General features: G+C 53.9%; 23 protein-coding genes and 1 riboswitch. Of the genes, 3 read left to right on the forward strand and 20 right to left on the reverse strand.

Translation table 11 applies throughout. The annotated features are described in order from the left end of the window. Positions 1-10: 10 nt before the first annotated feature. From bshB1 to U9M73_RS07595, 5 genes are read right to left on the reverse strand one after another with little or no spacing between them, the layout of a single operon-like run. Positions 11-724: a bacillithiol biosynthesis deacetylase BshB1 gene (gene bshB1, locus U9M73_RS07575; RefSeq protein WP_009226982.1), complete on the reverse strand. Its 714-nt coding sequence runs from the start codon at positions 722-724 to the stop codon at positions 11-13. Next, positions 721-1,143 (reverse strand): methylglyoxal synthase, encoded by a 423-nt coding sequence (mgsA, locus tag U9M73_RS07580; RefSeq protein WP_009226983.1) that lies wholly within the window; start codon positions 1,141-1,143, stop codon positions 721-723. Before mgsA ends, bshB1 begins: the two co-directional genes overlap by 4 nt. Positions 1,144-1,157: 14 nt before the next feature. After that, positions 1,158-1,964 carry a 4-hydroxy-tetrahydrodipicolinate reductase gene (dapB, locus tag U9M73_RS07585; protein ID WP_009226984.1) on the reverse strand — a complete coding sequence of 269 codons (807 nt, stop codon included), beginning with the start codon at positions 1,962-1,964 and terminating at the stop codon, positions 1,158-1,160. 22 nt (positions 1,965-1,986) lie between these two features. After that, positions 1,987-2,517, reverse strand: a complete 531-nt coding sequence (locus tag U9M73_RS07590; RefSeq protein ID WP_009226985.1) for a tetratricopeptide repeat protein — start codon at positions 2,515-2,517, stop codon at positions 1,987-1,989. 56 nt (positions 2,518-2,573) lie between these two features. Beyond that, the gene (locus U9M73_RS07595) at positions 2,574-2,882 is read right to left on the reverse strand and encodes a nucleotide pyrophosphohydrolase (RefSeq protein ID WP_036646645.1); all 309 of its coding nucleotides are present in this window, start codon (positions 2,880-2,882) and stop codon (positions 2,574-2,576) included. Between the two features lie 209 nt (positions 2,883-3,091). Here U9M73_RS07595 and U9M73_RS07600 point away from each other — a divergent pair, with 209 nt between their 5' ends. Next, entirely contained in the window at positions 3,092-3,961 is an 870-nt protein-coding gene (locus U9M73_RS07600) for a YitT family protein (protein ID WP_009226987.1), read from the forward strand. 83 nt (positions 3,962-4,044) lie between these two features. Here the strand turns inward: U9M73_RS07600 and U9M73_RS07605 are convergent, their stop codons facing one another. From U9M73_RS07605 to tenA, 15 genes are all read right to left on the reverse strand, one after another. Next, positions 4,045-4,968 carry a sporulation protein YpjB gene (locus U9M73_RS07605; protein WP_323076715.1) on the reverse strand — a complete coding sequence of 308 codons (924 nt, stop codon included), beginning with the start codon at positions 4,966-4,968 and terminating at the stop codon, positions 4,045-4,047. A 58-nt stretch (positions 4,969-5,026) separates the two neighbouring features. After that, positions 5,027-5,653, reverse strand: a complete 627-nt coding sequence (locus tag U9M73_RS07610) for a DUF1405 domain-containing protein (RefSeq protein ID WP_009226989.1) — start codon at positions 5,651-5,653, stop codon at positions 5,027-5,029. A gap of 90 nt (positions 5,654-5,743) precedes the next feature. Continuing rightward, a complete protein-coding gene (locus U9M73_RS07615; protein ID WP_009226990.1) occupies positions 5,744-6,619 on the reverse strand; it encodes a menaquinol-cytochrome c reductase cytochrome b/c subunit in 876 nt (291 codons plus the stop codon). A gap of 80 nt (positions 6,620-6,699) precedes the next feature. Then, on the reverse strand, positions 6,700-7,371 hold the full coding sequence (gene qcrB, locus U9M73_RS07620; protein ID WP_009226991.1) for a menaquinol-cytochrome c reductase cytochrome b subunit: 672 nt from the start codon (positions 7,369-7,371) through the stop codon (positions 6,700-6,702). A 16-nt stretch (positions 7,372-7,387) separates the two neighbouring features. Continuing rightward, complete coding sequence (locus tag U9M73_RS07625) at positions 7,388-7,930, reverse strand: Rieske (2Fe-2S) protein (protein ID WP_009226992.1); 543 nt, start codon at positions 7,928-7,930, stop codon at positions 7,388-7,390. Between the two features lie 186 nt (positions 7,931-8,116). Beyond that, the gene (locus U9M73_RS07630) at positions 8,117-8,539 is read right to left on the reverse strand and encodes a DUF2487 family protein (RefSeq protein ID WP_323076717.1); all 423 of its coding nucleotides are present in this window, start codon (positions 8,537-8,539) and stop codon (positions 8,117-8,119) included. A gap of 131 nt (positions 8,540-8,670) precedes the next feature. Beyond that, positions 8,671-8,856 carry an IDEAL domain-containing protein gene (locus U9M73_RS07635; protein WP_009226994.1) on the reverse strand — a complete coding sequence of 62 codons (186 nt, stop codon included), beginning with the start codon at positions 8,854-8,856 and terminating at the stop codon, positions 8,671-8,673. Positions 8,857-9,042: 186 nt separating this feature from the next. Next, on the reverse strand, positions 9,043-10,131 hold the full coding sequence (locus U9M73_RS07640; RefSeq protein WP_009226995.1) for a hypothetical protein: 1,089 nt from the start codon (positions 10,129-10,131) through the stop codon (positions 9,043-9,045). Between the two features lie 114 nt (positions 10,132-10,245). Further along, entirely contained in the window at positions 10,246-10,845 is a 600-nt protein-coding gene (locus U9M73_RS07645; RefSeq protein WP_009226996.1) for a histidine phosphatase family protein, read from the reverse strand. A 69-nt stretch (positions 10,846-10,914) separates the two neighbouring features. Beyond that, positions 10,915-11,517, reverse strand: a complete 603-nt coding sequence (locus tag U9M73_RS07650) for an anti-sigma factor family protein (protein WP_009226997.1) — start codon at positions 11,515-11,517, stop codon at positions 10,915-10,917. Continuing rightward, entirely contained in the window at positions 11,514-12,107 is a 594-nt protein-coding gene (locus tag U9M73_RS07655; protein ID WP_009226998.1) for an RNA polymerase sigma factor, read from the reverse strand. Before U9M73_RS07655 ends, U9M73_RS07650 begins: the two co-directional genes overlap by 4 nt. A 326-nt stretch (positions 12,108-12,433) precedes the next feature. After that, positions 12,434-13,078 (reverse strand): thiamine phosphate synthase, encoded by a 645-nt coding sequence (gene thiE / locus U9M73_RS07660; protein WP_269724348.1) that lies wholly within the window; start codon positions 13,076-13,078, stop codon positions 12,434-12,436. A 38-nt stretch (positions 13,079-13,116) separates the two neighbouring features. After that, positions 13,117-13,935 carry a bifunctional hydroxymethylpyrimidine kinase/phosphomethylpyrimidine kinase gene (gene thiD / locus U9M73_RS07665; protein ID WP_009227000.1) on the reverse strand — a complete coding sequence of 273 codons (819 nt, stop codon included), beginning with the start codon at positions 13,933-13,935 and terminating at the stop codon, positions 13,117-13,119. Continuing rightward, on the reverse strand, positions 13,932-14,780 hold the full coding sequence (gene thiM / locus U9M73_RS07670; protein WP_260071996.1) for a hydroxyethylthiazole kinase: 849 nt from the start codon (positions 14,778-14,780) through the stop codon (positions 13,932-13,934). Before thiM ends, thiD begins: the two co-directional genes overlap by 4 nt. A gap of 65 nt (positions 14,781-14,845) precedes the next feature. After that, on the reverse strand, positions 14,846-15,532 hold the full coding sequence (gene tenA, locus U9M73_RS07675; RefSeq protein ID WP_323079088.1) for a thiaminase II: 687 nt from the start codon (positions 15,530-15,532) through the stop codon (positions 14,846-14,848). Between the two features lie 155 nt (positions 15,533-15,687). Then, a riboswitch (TPP riboswitch) is annotated at positions 15,688-15,791 on the reverse strand. Positions 15,792-16,021: 230 nt separating this feature from the next. Here tenA and U9M73_RS07680 point away from each other — a divergent pair. Next, positions 16,022-16,324, forward strand: coding sequence for a hypothetical protein (locus tag U9M73_RS07680; RefSeq protein ID WP_260071695.1), 303 nt, complete (start codon positions 16,022-16,024; stop codon positions 16,322-16,324). Positions 16,325-16,437: 113 nt separating this feature from the next. Then, entirely contained in the window at positions 16,438-16,560 is a 123-nt protein-coding gene (locus U9M73_RS07685; RefSeq protein WP_260071681.1) for a hypothetical protein, read from the forward strand. The last annotated feature ends 21 nt before the right edge of the window (positions 16,561-16,581 follow it).

Here is a 16,581-nt window from a genome sequence, read left to right on the forward strand (position 1 = left end):
CTCTTTCAGCTTATGTGCGATGGGAGCCAAATAGATTAACCTGATATGCGGTTTTCGTCATAAACCCTTCTGCGAAAGGAATCAAGGCACGCTGACCAATCAGCGAGTCGCGGGCTTTGACCCGTTCCACATATCCCTGATTCAGCGGGGTTAAGGCAATGTCTTCGCCCGGCGAACCGGCCTCGAATTGAGAACGGTAGCACCGGAGCGCCCGCTCCTTCTGCTCGTAGGTTGCGCTCACATCGACGATCAGATCAGGCGTCACCCAATCATTAATGAAATAAAAATAAAGCTCAGGCGCAGCGACCGCCGGCTTGTCCGGCATGTACCGACGCAGCTTGGCGTTGAAGACCGCAGCCTCCACCAACTTGCTGCAATCGATATGATCGGGGTGGCGATCCTCCCAATACGGGGCAAAAACCACCCGCGGTGCATACTGACGAATCACCTCGGTTACCGCAGCCAGCTGCTCCGCCGACCCGGTTAACCCACGGTCAGGAAGCCCCAAATTGATGCGAGCGGCTAATCCGAGCACATCGGCTGCCGCCTCGGCTTCCTGCTTACGCAGCACCGGATTGCCATTGGAGGACAGCTCGGCTTCGGTCAAATCGCAAATGCCCACGCGGTACCCCGCGGCAATATGCTTGGCGATCGTGCCGGCCATGCCGATTTCGGCATCGTCCGCATGTGCCCCAAAGATTAAGATATCCAGTAAGCCGTTCATTTTGTCAACCCCGGTTTATTCTGTTCCACCAGTTCGCGCCAACCGAAGTCGCCGCGATCCAAGGCACGTACCAAAATTTCGGCGGTGGCCATATTCGTTGCTACTGGAATCCCGTGTACGTCGCACAAGCGCAGCAGTGCGGTGATGTCCGGTTCATGGGGCTGTGCCATCAACGGGTCGCGCAGGAAGATGACCAGATCCATCTCGTTCTGGGCAATTAACGCACCGATTTGCTGATCCCCGCCGAGCGGTCCCGACAGGAACCGGTGTATTTTTAGCGAAGTATTTTCCATGATTTGCCTTCCGGTCGTCCCCGTGGAATAAAGCCGCTTATCTTTGAATACATGCTCGTAGGCGATGACGAAATTAACGATATCTTCTTTCTTACGGTCATGAGCTATAAATGCGATGTTTAACATATGCCTTATCCCCTTTATTCATCCATGAAATGGTCGAACCCGTAAATCATGCCCTTGCAGTCAATCACTTTCTTAATGGCCAAATTCACGCCCGGCATGTAACCGGCACGCTCATACGAATCATGACGAATCTTCAGCGTCTGGCCAAAACCGCCAAACACAACTTCCTGCTGTGCAAATACGCCCGGTAACCGGACGCTATGTATCCGAAAACCGTTATAATAACCGCCGCGTGCGCCTTCAATCGTCTCTTCCTCATTCGGGTTGCCCTGACGAAGCTCCTTCCGGTTCTGCGCGATCAGCTCAGCCGTCTTCACCGCTGTCCCTGAAGGGGCATCCAGCTTCTGGTCGCCGTGGTATTCGATGATTTCCAGATGCGGAAAATATTTCGCCGCCTGTGCCGCAAAACGCATCATCAGAATCGCCCCGATGGAGAAGTTCGGAGCGATCAAACCACCGATCCCCTGGGCGTGGCACAGCTTGTCCAGTTCTTCGATTTGCTCCGGCGTAAACCCGGTCGTCCCTACAACCGGCGAAACGCCGTACCGAATCGCGAGTTCGGTGTTCGTATAAGCATACTGCGGTGTCGTAAAGTCTACAAGCACTCGCGGGCTCGTCTCCCGCAGCGCCTCTTCTAAATTCGTGGTTATCGGCACGCCGCAAGCCGGAAGGCCAACCAGCGTTCCGGCATCGATGCCTTCATTTGATAAATTCACAGCGGCAACCAGCTGAAGCTCCGGGTCCTGGAGCACCATTTTTACGACTTCTCTGCCCATTCTGCCTGCGGCGCCCGCCACGGCGACTTTAATCGGTTCCGACATCTCGATCTCCTCACATTCTCTACTAGGATGATTGCTTCATTTGCTGCTTCAATCGCTGCTCCAGCTCTTTCAGCTGACCTGCTGCACCGGCGTCCAAAGGAAGGGCCGATGCATTGCGAACCGCCTGCAGCGCAAGGTCGTAGCATTCCAGCTCGCCGTAGGCGATCGCCAGCCAAACCTGCGCATCCAACGACAACGGATCAAGCTCGACCGCACGCTTTAACATGCGGGCTGCCGGCTCGGCTGCCGCTTTCCGCTTGGCGCCGGTCGCCTCCAGCTGCCGTCTGGCCATTTGCGTCAGTTCCATGGACTGCAAACGATCGCAATGCAGCTTATATTCGTCCTGCTCAGGCTCCAAGGCCGCAGCCAGACGCGCGTGTTGCAGCGCCTTATCCAGCTGCCCGCTCCGGGCGCAGGTAATCGAGTAGCGATAATGGATGTCCGCGTGATCCGGCTGGACGTCCAGCGCTCGCTCGAACCAGTGCATCGCCTGCGCAAAGTCGTTTTCATAGATGCTGCGGTAAGCTCGTTGTAAATAATCCTCCGCCTTCATATGCTATCCCCCTTTACTGTAGGGATGATCATGCTAACAGCATATGAAGGATGACCCTATTCGGTGTCCTTTTTCGTCCATCGATCCGCATCCCGGGTCGCAAACTTATGCATCACCTTATCATGGGCCTCGGTGAGATTAATCCCAAGCGAATTGGCAAAGCATATGGTAATAAACAGGATATCGCCCAATTCCAGCTCGATCGAATTTTCCGGTTCATCCTTCTTCTTTGGCTTCTCACCAAAGGTATGGTTCACCTCGCGGGCCAGCTCGCCTACTTCCTCCGCCATTCGAGCGAGCATCGTCAGCGGGCTGAAATAGCCTTCTTTAAACTGCGAAATATAACGGTCTACTTCGCGCTGCATTTCCGCGAGAGATTTCTCATTGTTCCTATCCAAGTGCCAATCCCTCCGCTTTATGTCCCGTTTTCCCCTATGTTATCGTAAGTAGGTGACGAAAACAAATCCTTTTTTAATCGGCGCGGAAAAAGGTATACTAGGATAGGAAGATCTATCCAATTGGCGGTAGTAAGCTACATAACATAAATTACGCTGGGGACAGGTGAGGTTTTTTCATGGCTTTGAGCAAATTAACCGGATTTCTAAAAACGCTGCTGCCCATCATGCTGGGTACGGCGATTTATGCGTTTGGCCTTCTTTATTTTATCCTGCCCAACCAACTGATGGAAGGCGGGGTTACAGGCGTGACGCTGCTGCTGAACTATGCGTTTGGCATTTCACCTTCGCTGTCCAACCTCATGCTAAATATCCCTTTGTTTCTGATCGGCTGGAAGATCCTCGGCGGACGGTCCATTCTTTGGACCGGAGTCGGCATCGGCTCATTAACGCTCTTCCTGTGGCTGTTTGAACGGATGATTGATGAGGGCTGGATTTTGCCGTTCGAAACGCAGACGGACTATATCCTCGTCTCGTTGTATGCAGGGGTGACGCTGGGGGCAGGACTTGGCATCGTCTTCCGTTTCGGCGGCACAACCGGAGGATCGGATATCGTGGCGCGGATTCTTGGCCGCAAGTACGGGTTTAGTATGGGGCAGGTCATCCTGACGCTGGACATCATCATTATCGGGTTATCGCTCTTCTATATTAGGAAGGAAAATATTTTGTACACGCTTGTGGCCGTATTTATCGCCTCGAAAGTGATCGATTTTATTCAAGAGGGTGCGTACTCCGCCAAGGCGTTTACGATCATCAGCGACCATGCCCCCGCGATTGCCGATATCATTACGAAGGAGATGGATCGTGGCGTCACACTGATTCCGGCCATTGGGGCTTACTCCAAGCAAGCGAAGCATATGGCCTACTGCGTCGTGTCGAGGCAGGAAAGTCGGCGGTTGCAATCGATCGCCAAATCCGTGGATCCGCGGGCATTTATTATCATCAATGACGTCCACGATGTACACGGGGAAGGGTTCAAGGAAGATTAAAGGCACATAAACATAAACCTGCAAAAAAGCTTAAGAGGGTTAAGGTCATCCCTGCCTCTTAAGCTTTTTGTGTGATTCACGGCTTAAAGCCGGTACCGATTCATCTCTTCCGCCCGGCGCTGCGCTCGTACGGCAGTTACGGCTTGGTCAGCGCGATACTTCCGGATTCCCGTATAGGTCAAGGCAAGCACGATCCAAAGCCCGATCAGAGCGCTCCAATACCACGGGCTGTCTACGCCGGTGACCGGCAGGAATACGGGCTCGTCTCCCCGGCGGCCAAACAGTGCTTTTAATGCGCCTTCTCCTTGCTCGATGGCCCCTTTCAGAGCCGTTTCATCCCAGGTTGGTGCACTGCTTAGCCCTCCCGTATACGACAGCCACGACTCAAAGCGGTTGATCTCTGAGGCCGGGCGACGAATCACTGCGGCCGGGCGGACGACATCGTAATGATCCTGCAACGCTTGGAACGCCTTACGAAGCTCCGCAGGTTTTCCGCCTGCACGCGCCTGTTTCATCTGCTGCAAATTATCGGACATGACTTTATAATATTGCTGCCATAAGGCCTTATCTGGATGCAGCAGGCTATTGACCGCCAGCCGCAGTCGGGCCGAGGATTGCGCCCACGCTTCAGGCTGAATATCCACCTTAACTAACGTCTCTTTGGTGTCCATAATCGTTTCCGCCAAGGCATGGATGCCCTCCACCGAGGTTAACCCCTTAAAGGATACCCCCTCCAGCGCGTTAATTAACGCCTCCATGTCAGCCAATGCTTCTTGGGTACTTCCCTGCTGCATATGCTCATATAGCCGTTCCGATGCCAACTCAAGCTGCTTTAGCCGCTCGCTGCGTTCCTGTTCGGACATCGCTGGCGCCACCGCCTTCAACGTTGCTGGCGTGCTCTCAGTCCCGTCCTTCTCCGGCTGAGCGAATACCACCGAATTCCATAGCAGCATGGCGGCAAGCAAAGCAAGTACGGCTACCGCTCCTTTCAACCAAGTTCTTCTCACGGACATCCCCTCCCTACCATCATGGTATGGCAGGCTGTCCTACGTTAGAACCCCGCTCTCAGGCGCGTTTGGCCTGCTTCAGCGCCAGCCAGCCGGCGGCAATGCTCGCCACCGTCAAGAGGACGGTAAAGATCGCCACTTCGGACACGTCATCCCACAACGTCTCCGGTAACCAGGGATAGACCTCATAGGTATAATCCACCGTATCGTTTAGCAGGGTCCAGGCACCGGCCCCAAGCAGCATCAACGTCCCAAACTTATACAATCGGACAAACAGCATCGCCTCTACAGCCATCGCCAAATGGGAGGCGACCAGCATCCAGTCCTGCCACACCAGCTCCCCGCCCTGATACGCCCCGGCAAAAATCATCGTCACGGCCCACACCCCGTATTTCACACTCGTCACGACCGCCAGCCCCTCGATCAGGGTTCGGAGGCGGTAATATTTAGCCAATGTCGCCGGGAACAACAAAAACAGCAAGCTTAACGTAAAGAATAAGCTGGCCGTCGGGCTGTCCGGAACGAACACGATTTGCCAATTCGGATGGTTCCGCCAGGTGTCTAGCAGCTGCGCATCATACCAAATATAGCCGTAAACCGTCCCCAATAGATTACATACGAACAATGCCCAAAGAATGAAGCGGGAAGATAAAAAAGACTTGCTCCACAGATCCGATAGTTTCAAGCGCGATCTCCCTCTTTTTCCACGAAAATAGCACCACAGCTTAAAAAAACCTGATCGCAATACGATCAGGTTTTTAGATTACTACTTATTTTACTGTTCTGCTTTTTGTTTCGCAAGCCATTCAGCCAAGTGGTCGATGTCTTGATCCGTCAAGCCTGCGCTAATCGCAGTATCATACATTGCAGGCATCTTGCCATTGTATCCTTCTTTAATAATCGAAAGGATTGCTTCCTTATCATGCTTGTCACCAACGCCGCGAAGCGATGGTCCAGCCGCCCCTTTCAGGTCAGCCCCATGGCACGATACGCAGGTCGCTTTCTTGTATACTTCCATGGCTGGGTCGTCCTTATCCACGATCGCGACCTCTTCCTGACGGTTCGCATTCGACGTGGGCAAGCCCTTCTCCCGATTCTCGCGAGCTTGTTCTTCCCGCTGAATATGTTCCGGTACTTGACCTGTCGCTTGAAGTTCTTTCTGGTAATGCGTCCAAGCAAAGTTCGTCAAGTAAACGACAGCAGCGATCGAAAGAAACATCAGCGCCGATGCGATCGGACGCTTATAGAAGCGGCGCTCCTTGCCCCGATCCAAGAACGGCGCGAGCAGCAGACCGCCGAACATCACAGCCGGAATCCCCATCGTACCAAGCACGACGTAATCGCCGGAGGCATATGGATATTTCAGATATTGGTACAGGAACAGGAAGTACCAGTCCGGCATCGGGATAACCGAAGCCGTCGGATTGGCCGGGAAGCCCAGCGGAGCCGGTTCCGAAATCGTCAGCACCAGGAATCCAACGAGCACAACGACGCCAACCATCCATTCCTTCAGCAAAAAGTTAGGAATGAACGCTTCCGACTTGCCGGGATACGCCGTATAATCCGGAGGCGTAATAAAGCCCTTCCCCTTACGGACGCGGGAATCGCCGACGTATACGACCTTTTCCTTCGAATTGTCATGATGAGCCATGTCCTTTTTGCCCCCCTTCTCTTATAGAGGTCATTCGAAACTTAATTTAATTCATTAGAATCAGCTTTGCCCCACGCTTCTTATAGAGGACCGGAAATGCCTTGTCTGCGGATCATGATAAAGTGACCCACCAAGAGGATCAGCAATACTGCAGGCAGGAAGAACACGTGAATGGCAAAGAAGCGAGTTAACGTTTCTGCCCCTACAATCGATCCACCTTGCAGCAGTTCCTTAATAACCGGACCCAACACCGGTACGGAGTTGGCGATTTCCAACGTTACCTTTGTTGCGAAATAAGCTTTGTTATCCCATGGCAGCAGGTAACCCGTCAAACCGAGACCGATCATGACGAAGAAAATCAGCATGCCGACTACCCAGTTCATTTCGCGTGGTGCCTTGTAGGAACCGGTAAAGAAAACGCGAAGCGTATGTAGAAACATCATAACGATAACCAAGCTTGCTCCCCAGTGGTGCATCCCGCGGACAATCTGGCCAAAAGCGACCTGGGTCTGCAGGTATTCTACACTGGCATAAGCGTTAATAATATCGGGAACGTAATACATGGTCAGGAACATCCCCGATAAGATCTGGATCACCGTAATAAAAAACGTCAAGCCGCCGAAGCAATACACAAACGCGGAGAAGTGATGCGCTGGGTTCACGTGCTCCGGAACCTCGTGATCGGCCACATCGCGCCAAATCGGCGTGATATCAAGACGTTCGTCAATCCAGTTGTATACATTTTTAAACATCCGAATCTACGCCTCCTTATTTCACGATGGTGTTCGGGATGATATCCCCCAGATAAACCCAGTCGTCCTTAATCATAACCTTGTACTCATCCAGCGGCTTCGACGCCACCGCCAACTGCTTGCCTTCCTTGGTGTAATGCGCACCGTGGCAAGGGCAATGGTATTCATTCGGGAAATTCTTGTCGTTATTCCAACCGACCGTACATCCCAAATGTTTACAGATCGGTGAAAGCGCATAAATTTTGCCGCTTTCGTCTTTGCGAATCCAAGCCGTCAGGGAAGCTGTACTTAAGTACCAACCGTCTTGCTGCTTGAGCTCGAACGAAAATTCCTGTGGTTCGCTGGTAATCTTACTCACTTCCACAACTTTAACGAAGGTACCTTCGCCTTTCTTGTGCAAAATCGGATCAACAGCAAAACGAACCATAGGAAGCGTCACCCCACCCACCATGAATGCTGTGGCGCCCCCTAGCGTATATGTAAGAAATTGCCGACGGGACATCTCTTTGCGAATAGGCGGTTTGTGCGAGGATTCCTGCTGGTCATGCTGATTGCTCATATGTCTTCAACCCCCCTTGTCAAGCAATTGTTTCCGTGCGTTTCAATGATAATTATCACAACATCGCGTAAGACATATTAATAATATATTAGCGTTTTAAGAGCGTCAAGAATTTGACACATTTTTTTGACCCGCAAAAAGCTTGTCCCACTTGAAATTGTCGATATTTTGTCACAATCATCATCGCTATTTGCCTTGCCACATTTCTTGTACTGCCGCCTTCACTCGTGCCGCAGCTCCCTCCTTGGAATCCGCTGCAAAACGGCCTGGCGTCACGATTAAATCTGCCTCTGGAAGCTGCCCATCTCCCCACTCAAAATCTGCAGAGATGACCACGGCATACGCAAATCCACTGCCCTTGACATTTCGGCACAAATCATTTAGGGTCTGCGCCATATCCGGCGTCTGGTATTGGTATGACGGGTACGTAACGACCCTTCCCTTGAAAGGGATTTCCACCCAATCGAGGACATCTCTCAGCCTTTCCAACTTTTTGGTGACTTCATACGGGCGTTCTTGTCCGGATAATCCCGTTACCGGAATCAAGCAGGTATCCAGGTATGGGCGCAGCTCTTCCCAGGCGGAAGCTTCAATTTCACTAAATTTCATGTTGCATCCCCTTCTTCGATCAATGTCTTCCCATTATAAACAGGGATCCTTGACAAATCCATCCTTCATCTCCTCACAAAAAAACCGTCCCATCCGTTCGTATTCTTGTGAACAGATAGGGCGGTTTGCTTTTAGCGTTCTTCTAGTGTTTTCAGTTCATCCGTCAGGAGCCGGAAGGCAACCTCGTCGCCATTCGCCAAGGCGGTGTCAATCTCGTTGTAGATCTGTTCCGAGCGATGCTTCCGGAGCGCTTCGTCCCATATCATTTCCGCCGCCAATCCAAGCATTGCTTCATAAGTAACCTTCATCTGATCCATAGGATGCACCTCCAAACCATCGTTACATAGATATTCTTTTCCATACCGTCACACATCTCGTAGATTCCGTCACTTCACAACCTGCTCATACTTAAAGATATTCACCGATATCTTCGCCGATATGGGAGACGTTTGCCCCCATTCTCATGAATATGTCTGTGCCTAGCGGCATTCGCGGATCCCGGCCTAGCCCTTATGGATTTGCTGAACCGCTTGTTTCCCGAACGGGGAAGCCTGCACATATCGTTCGCGCTGCTCGTCTTCTCCGAAGCGCACCATCCCGAGATGAAGCATCATCTGCAGGATCCGCTCTTCAAAAATCGAAGCCGGAGAGTCGTAGAAGAACGGCTTGATCAGCGGCTCTACTCGTTCGAACAGCGAGGAGACCGTCACCCATTCTTTCGAACAGCAGACAATCCAGTAGACGAGAGACAGCAAATTGGGTATAGGTCCTTTATATAATCTTAACCAAAAGCGGACGAACTGGATCATCGGCTCCTTGCGTTCCTCCGTCAGGCAGACCACTCCCGTATCCGTCAATTCCAGTCGATGGTTGTTCTCTTGAATGAGACGGAAATGATAGGCATAGTCGTAGAGCAGCGCAAACCGGTTGGGATAATCCTTAAAACGGCGGCCATACCCGAAACGCCACCCTTTGCCAACCAGCCCCTCGGAGACGTGCAGCGATTCCATGATCTGCGACTGGTTTCTCCGATACATGACCCCTTCGCTATTCAGCGGGATGTCATGCCGGGAAACGTATTGCAGGAAGAGCAGCAGGTCGGCGGACAACATCTCCGGCTCCTCCCGGTACATCGGCGGTTCGGCGGCGGCCGCCTTCACCTCGGCAAGAAACCGGCGTTCCAGTGCTTCGCGGAAACGCTGCTTCAAGTCCTCCGGAACCTCAAACAGATAGCGAGTTTGCTGGGTGGTGCCATTAAACAGCCAACCCTGCTGGCGAAAGCGGGTGATCATCTCCCGCGGACTTTCCCGTTCCTTCGCATCTTCCGTAAACCGCGAGCCCTGTGCACAGGCAACCAATTCCTCCAGGCTGAACTGACGACGACCATCAAACAGCAGGGTGTTCAGGAAGCGCAAATCCTCCATACTCATGCTGCCGATATAGCGCTCGATAAAATCACGGCGCCCTACTGTCTGCAGGATGGATTGAATCAGTTCATGCTTCGAGTGCCCGTTGCATTCACAGCGGTAATGATCCGCTATTCTGCTAAGTTGTCCGATATCGGCATAAGTGAGCATATCCGCAAGATTCATAGTTTTACCGCCTCGCCGTTTTAATCCCATTATGGGAAGGTTTTCCGGCGTTTATTCCCTGAAAGCAAAATTATTCCATGAAATAGGCAAAAAAAGAAACCGGCCTAAGCCGATTTACTTTGGTTCCTGGACGCTTTCCTGCAGATGACGCGTACAATTATAAAGCCGCAGGTCCCAGGATTGCTCGTTTTTCTCCAGAATGGTGAGCGATAAGTTGCCGATGCGCTCCTGGCATCTCTCCTGATACAAGGCAATGTATAACTGAGCCAACAGGCCGCCGTGGGTAACGACCAGGATGTTATTCGACGGGTAACGCTCCGCCAAATCGGTCATAAAAGACAAGGCCCGCTGACGAATCTCCTCATCCTTCTCCTGCCCGAGTTCATGGCGATCCCAATCTTTTCCCCATAAGGCTTCCCTTTCTGTTAGCGTCAGCCCCTCAACCTTGCCAAACGACCGTTCCATCAACCGTGGATCCGGATCGTATAGCGGAATCCCGAGCGCATCGGCGATGATCGAACCGGTCTCCCGCGCCCGTGACAACGTGCTCGTCAGGACGAAATCCCAGCGGTATTCGTTTTCCTCCTTCAATCTTCTGCCCAGCAGCTCGGCTTGACGCCGTCCCTCATCGTTTAACGGAATATCGCTTTGTCCTTGAATTCTTCCGATTGCGTTCCAATCGGTAAGTCCATGGCGAATCAACCCAACGAGCATAATCATCCCCCTTTAGATGTAAAAACGCCCCGCCCGCTCCGAAAGCGGGAGAAGCGTTAGGACCCAAGTTTATCTTTTGGTTCGGCGCAGCCCTTTCCAGGAAAAGAGTGCCAGCAGCATACCGCCCATGGACAGGTACATCCAATATTGCGGATAGGCCGGACCCATTTGTACCGCAAAAGGCTCTACAATCCCACGCGAGACGCTAGTTAAGGCGATTGAGAAATCCTCATACGTATCCGACTCCGATCCCGCTACCACAACGGCGGCCGGGAGAATCCCGGTCGTCGGCTCGGCACTTTTCTGGTCCGTCGTAAAATGATCCATCAGCAGGAATCCAAAACTAAAGACGAAGATCGCAAGGAAGCTGGCGGCCCAAATCACCACCCGCCGCCGAATACGACGGGTCACGCCGCGCTTCACATCGGGAGCCAGCCAAGGCGATTCGGCATAAATCCGGTCCATCACTCGCCGGTTGACCGCTTCCGCTTGCTCTTCTGTCACTTCGATCGGTATGTACTGCAGCATGTCCAGGCATTCTTCCCATTGTTGGTATTCGCCCGCGCAAGACTCGCAGCCCAAAAGATGCTGTTCCAGCATTAGCCGCTGTGGGTGTTGTTCGGGCAAGTCCCGTAACAATCCGAACAATTCTTGGGCCTCTTTACAATTCATCTGCTTTTCATCCCTTCGTAATGCTCGTAGATGGGTTCATAAAAGTAGGGTTCAAGCTGACTCTTTACACTGCTGCGCGCCCGGAACAATAGCGACTTCACGGCGCTGACGCTTTGTCCCAGTATGTTTGCGATCTCCTGGTAATCCAATTGATCGTATTCACGCAAGATCAAAGCTGACCTTTGCTTCTCCGGCAAATTGTTGATTGCTTCTCTCACCATGCCCACTTTCTCGTTCCGCAATACCGCTTGCTCCGGGGCGACTTCGCTTGGGGCTACGGGAATAATCCCGCTTTCCTCCAAGGGGACGTTACCGTTTCGTTGCTTGCGGAGCTCGCTGAGCACCGTGTTACGGGCAATCGTATACAACCAGGTTGAGAAAGAAGCATCCAGCTCTCTAAAGGAATGCAAGCTGCGAAATGCTTTATAGAACGTTTCCGAGCATAAATCTTCAGCAAGCAGCTCTAAATGAGCGCTCTTTAACATGTGATACACGAAAGCTAGAATCTTCCGCTGATACCTTCGCATCAGCTCCGAGTACAGTTCCGTGTTACCTTCCTTAATTTCGCGAATCATTTGGGAATCCGTCATTTAGGTGCGATCCTCCTCGCGCTTCCATGGGCCATCTTCCCGTTCGATTCTTTCCTAAATTATTACCGAACAGGGGCGAAAAAGTTGCGGTGATCTATGTAACATAAACTAAAAAATATCATACCAACAAGACAGCAAATTAACAGCATTGCCAAACATTGAGGATATTATACCATAGGAGTAGGAATTAAAAAAATATGCGTTCACGCATTATTCATGACAAAAGCGAAATTAATACGAATCCCCTTTACCATATGATCCACAAATTCCCAGACCCTTGCCTGGGGCAAGGGTCTGGTCTGCGTATTGCGTATATGATGAAGCTCTCAAGTTGTGCTTGTGCCGGCATCCGTTGTCGCGTATAACTGCGCAGCGGCTTGGCGGACGTCATCCGCCAAGGTTATGGCGGAGATCACGGCAACGCCATCGGCACCGGCGCGAATCACGTCGCCGGCTGTTTCGGCCGTAATGCCGCCGATGCCAACCAGCGGCAAGGTGATCCCGCGGTCGCGAAGCTCGCGGAGAATCGCCGGCCCTTGCGGCGCTTTGGCGTCCGCCTTCGAGGCCGTGGGGTAGATCGGCCCGATGCCGAGGTAATCGGCGCCATGCCGCACGGCGGCCTCCGCCTCGGCGAACGTGTGCGCGGAGACGCCGAGAATGCGGTCGCCGATCCGGGCGCGGACCTGCGCGGCCGCCTCGTCCTCCTGGCCGACGTGAACGCCGTCGGCACCGATCGCAAGGGCCAGTTCCACGTCGTCATTGACGAGGAACGGCACGCCCCGCCGGCGGCATGCGGCCAGCAGTTGGACGGCAAGCGCCCGCAGCGGCTCCCCGGTGAGCGCTCCCGGTCCTTTCTCGCGGAACTGCACCAGCGTCACGCCGCCGTCCAACGCCGCCTCCAATACGCGGAGCGGATGATCGCGGCAGTTCGGGCTGCCAAGGACCAGATACGTGCGCAGCAGCTTGCGCATCCAATCCGCCGCAATCCGTCCGCTTCCGCCCCCGCCGCTCATCGGGACGCTCCTTGCAGCCGGCGATAGGCAAAATGGTTGGTCGGGCCGTGCCCTTGCCCCAATCCAAGCTCATGCTCAATCGCCGCTTGAATGAAGGCTCGCGCGGTTCGCACCGCCTCGAAGGCCGGTGTTCCTTTAGCAAGCTCTGCCGTCAAAGCGGCCGAGAACGTGCAGCCTGTGCCGTGCGTTTGTGACGTAGGGATCCGCCGCTCCACCAGTTCGCTGAAGGTCGCGCCGTCATAATACAAATCCACGACCTGCTCGCCGGCAGCGGCATCATGCCCTCCTTTGATGACGACCTGCTGCGCCCCGTAAGCACAGATCCGTTTTGCTGCCTCGCGGCGGTCCTCCATGCTGCGGATGGACAGGCCGGACAGCACCTCCGCTTCGGGAAGGTTCGGCGTTACGATGTACGCCAGCGGCAGCAGCTGCGAGCGCAACGCCTGCACCGCTTCCGTCTGGAGCAAGGAAGCTCCGCCTTTGGCGATCATCACCGGGTCGACAACGACCCGGTTCCAGCCGAACGCGCGGATTTGCGCGGCCACCGCCCCAATGATTTCGGCGCTGAACAGCATTCCGGTCTTTAGCGCATCTACGCCGAGGTCGGAGCCAACCGCATCGATTTGCTCTGCCGCAGCTTCCGGAGGCAGCGGATAGACGTTGGACACGCCCAGCGTGTTCTGAACCGTCACGGCGGTGATCGCCGACATCCCGAATACACCCAGCTCCTGGAACGTTTTCAGGTCGGCCTGGATGCCAGCCCCGCCGCCGCTGTCCGACCCGGCAATCGTTAAGGCTCTAGCGATCTGGCTCATCCGACCCACCATCCGCCGGCTCCGGTCGCCTGAAATTCACGTACTGCCGCGTGCCCTTTGAGCGAGTGCGGGTGCAGCTTCGCCAGTTCGTCGAGGAACGCGATCTGGAAGCTGCCCGGGCCGGCCGAAGCCGTCCGCTCGGCGGCGCGGGACGCGGCAGCGCCATAGAACGCCAGCCCGGCGGTGCCGGCCAGCAGCAGATCGCGCTCCACCGCGGCGAAAGCCCCCAACACCGACGTCAGCAGGCAGCCCGTGCCGGTCACCTGGGTGAGCAGCGCGTCGCCGCCGCTCACGATCCGGCACTGCAGCCCGTCGGTGATGACATCTTCACGGCCGGTGATCGCCACGACCGTGTTCAGCGCCCGCGCGGCCCGCACCGCGAGCTCGGCCGCCTCGGCGCTCGCGGTGTCGCCGGCGTCGACGCCCTTGATCTCGCGGGATTCCCCGACGAGATGGGCGATCTCCGCCGCGTTGCCGCGCACGAGCGACACCTTCACCTCGCGCAGGATGCTCAGCGCCGACTCGGTCCGGAAGGCGGTAGCTCCCGCGCCCACCGGGTCAAGCAGCACCGGCACGCCGTGGGCGTTCGCCGACTGGCCGGCAAGGATCATCGCCTCCACCTGCGGCGTCGACAACGTGCCGATGTTAAGGACAAGCGCGCCGGCGATCTTGGCCATATCGGCCACCTCCTCCGGCGCATACGCCATGACCGGCGACGCGCCAAGCGCGTACAAGCCGTTCGCCGTAAAATTCGTGACAACCACGTTCGTGATGTTATGAACGAGCGGTTTCGTATTTTGCACCTTTTGCAGCACTTCGGATAGCTCTTTTTCCAGCAAACTCATATAAGTTCAACCTCTCTTTCGATCATTTGGCTTTGGGCATGGATGGATAGCGAATCGGCGCGGAGTTACAGCTGAAGCACCGGCACCGCAACCGGCCAATCTTCCAACCGATACGCCATATCCCAGAAGAGATATTCGAGCTGGCAGCTCTGCAAAAAATGCTCGGTCATGCGTTGACGCTCCGCCGCATTGGCGGTTTCCGCCCATTGGTCCAACGCCCGCATGAACTTCTCTGTGACGCCTCCTGCCCGTTGACCGTAGAAAGTGATCCACTCATAGTACGGATGCTCCGGCGTCGGCTGCACTTCCTCCAACAGCTTCTTGCCAATCTCCAGATAAGTCCACGGACAAGGCAGGAGCACGGCGTATATTTCTCCCAAACTTCCTTCGTGGGCCACCGTCAGCATATGACGGATATAATGATGAGCCGAAGGGGCTAGCGGAAAGCCTTGCAAATCTTCAAATTTCACCCCGGCCACCCGGCAAAAATTGTGATGCGGATGAATCTCACTGTTTAAAATGAAATCGATCTGTTGATTGAACAACGCAATCTCCTCGCGGGTCTGGCACTTGGAAATCGCGATCCCGTAAATTCGCATGTAAGCATTCAGATACTCAAAATCTTGCTTGACGTAATGAATGAGCTGTTCTTTCTGTAACCGGCCTTCCGCAATACCTCTGACAAAGGGATGATCAAATATCGCTTGATAAATTCCGTCCGCCTTCCTACGCAACTCTTGAGAAAATCCCAACTTCTCCACCTCCACAAATTTTGGCAAGGAAATCCTCTGAGAGGACAACGGCAAACCGAGCTGCCAGAGCACGCAAAAAAGCCGCTCCGTAGAGGGAGCGGCTGGATGAACCCTAGGCATACCGATATACTCATGGCAGCCTAAGCGCATGTCACTTGGGGCCGGCTCCACTTTCCTACGCTAGTATGAACTAGATCAGGTTCAAAGGGTCCAAGATGATCTCTTGTCTCAGCCGATGACGGCGCCCCTAGTGGATTTCCTATGCAATTCAATTATTACTCTACCGGTCCCTGCCTGGATTGTCAATCCCGTCCAGATGGTGGAATAGGTGGATCGTTTGCGTCTCTTCGTCTACACCAACCCCGCGCGGTTGCATAGCATAAATAACAGGGCACTCCTAGGAATCGATTTAGGATCGATTTCGGGATCGGTTCGACCTGTTCCGCATGACAAGCAACTGGACTCCATCAAGTTAAGGAAGGTAAAGCCATGAACTCAGCCGGAAAGAACAAGTCCTCGTCTTCCAGCAAGAAGAACGGCAAAAAAGGCGGCTTCCGGCCTAAAACCCCGGAATACACCGTAGCTGCGCTGCTGCTCTCCGGCAAACTACGCGTGGATTCCGTCCAGTTATACCGAAACGCGACCATGTTCGTCTCCTTGGTTGGCGAGTACAAAACGATCAGCAGCGACGCGAACGCCGATAAACTGCTGAATTTCCTCAATGAAAACGGGGATCTCACCATCAACGACATCATTAATGCCATGAAGAAAAAAGCGGACAGTTCCTCCTAATGCTGGCGTTCGTTGTCGTAAGCCGGAGTTGCTCCAAATGCCTGTTCATTTCAGCGGACGCCAAATGGAGATTGTACGCTTTGAACTTAATTACGATTACGGGGGTTTGCCACATGGGTCAATTTGACGGCGAAGGTTTTTCCGAATGGATTGTGATCATTATTCTGGTGGTTTTATTTTTCTATGGTTCTAACGATATTGAAACGCTAACAGGCGCCCCCACTTCCGACAACTGAGGAGGCGCCCGTTTCGCCCAT

Source organism: Paenibacillus phoenicis (assembly GCF_034718895.1).
GTDB lineage: Bacteria > Bacillota > Bacilli > Paenibacillales > Paenibacillaceae > Fontibacillus > Fontibacillus phoenicis.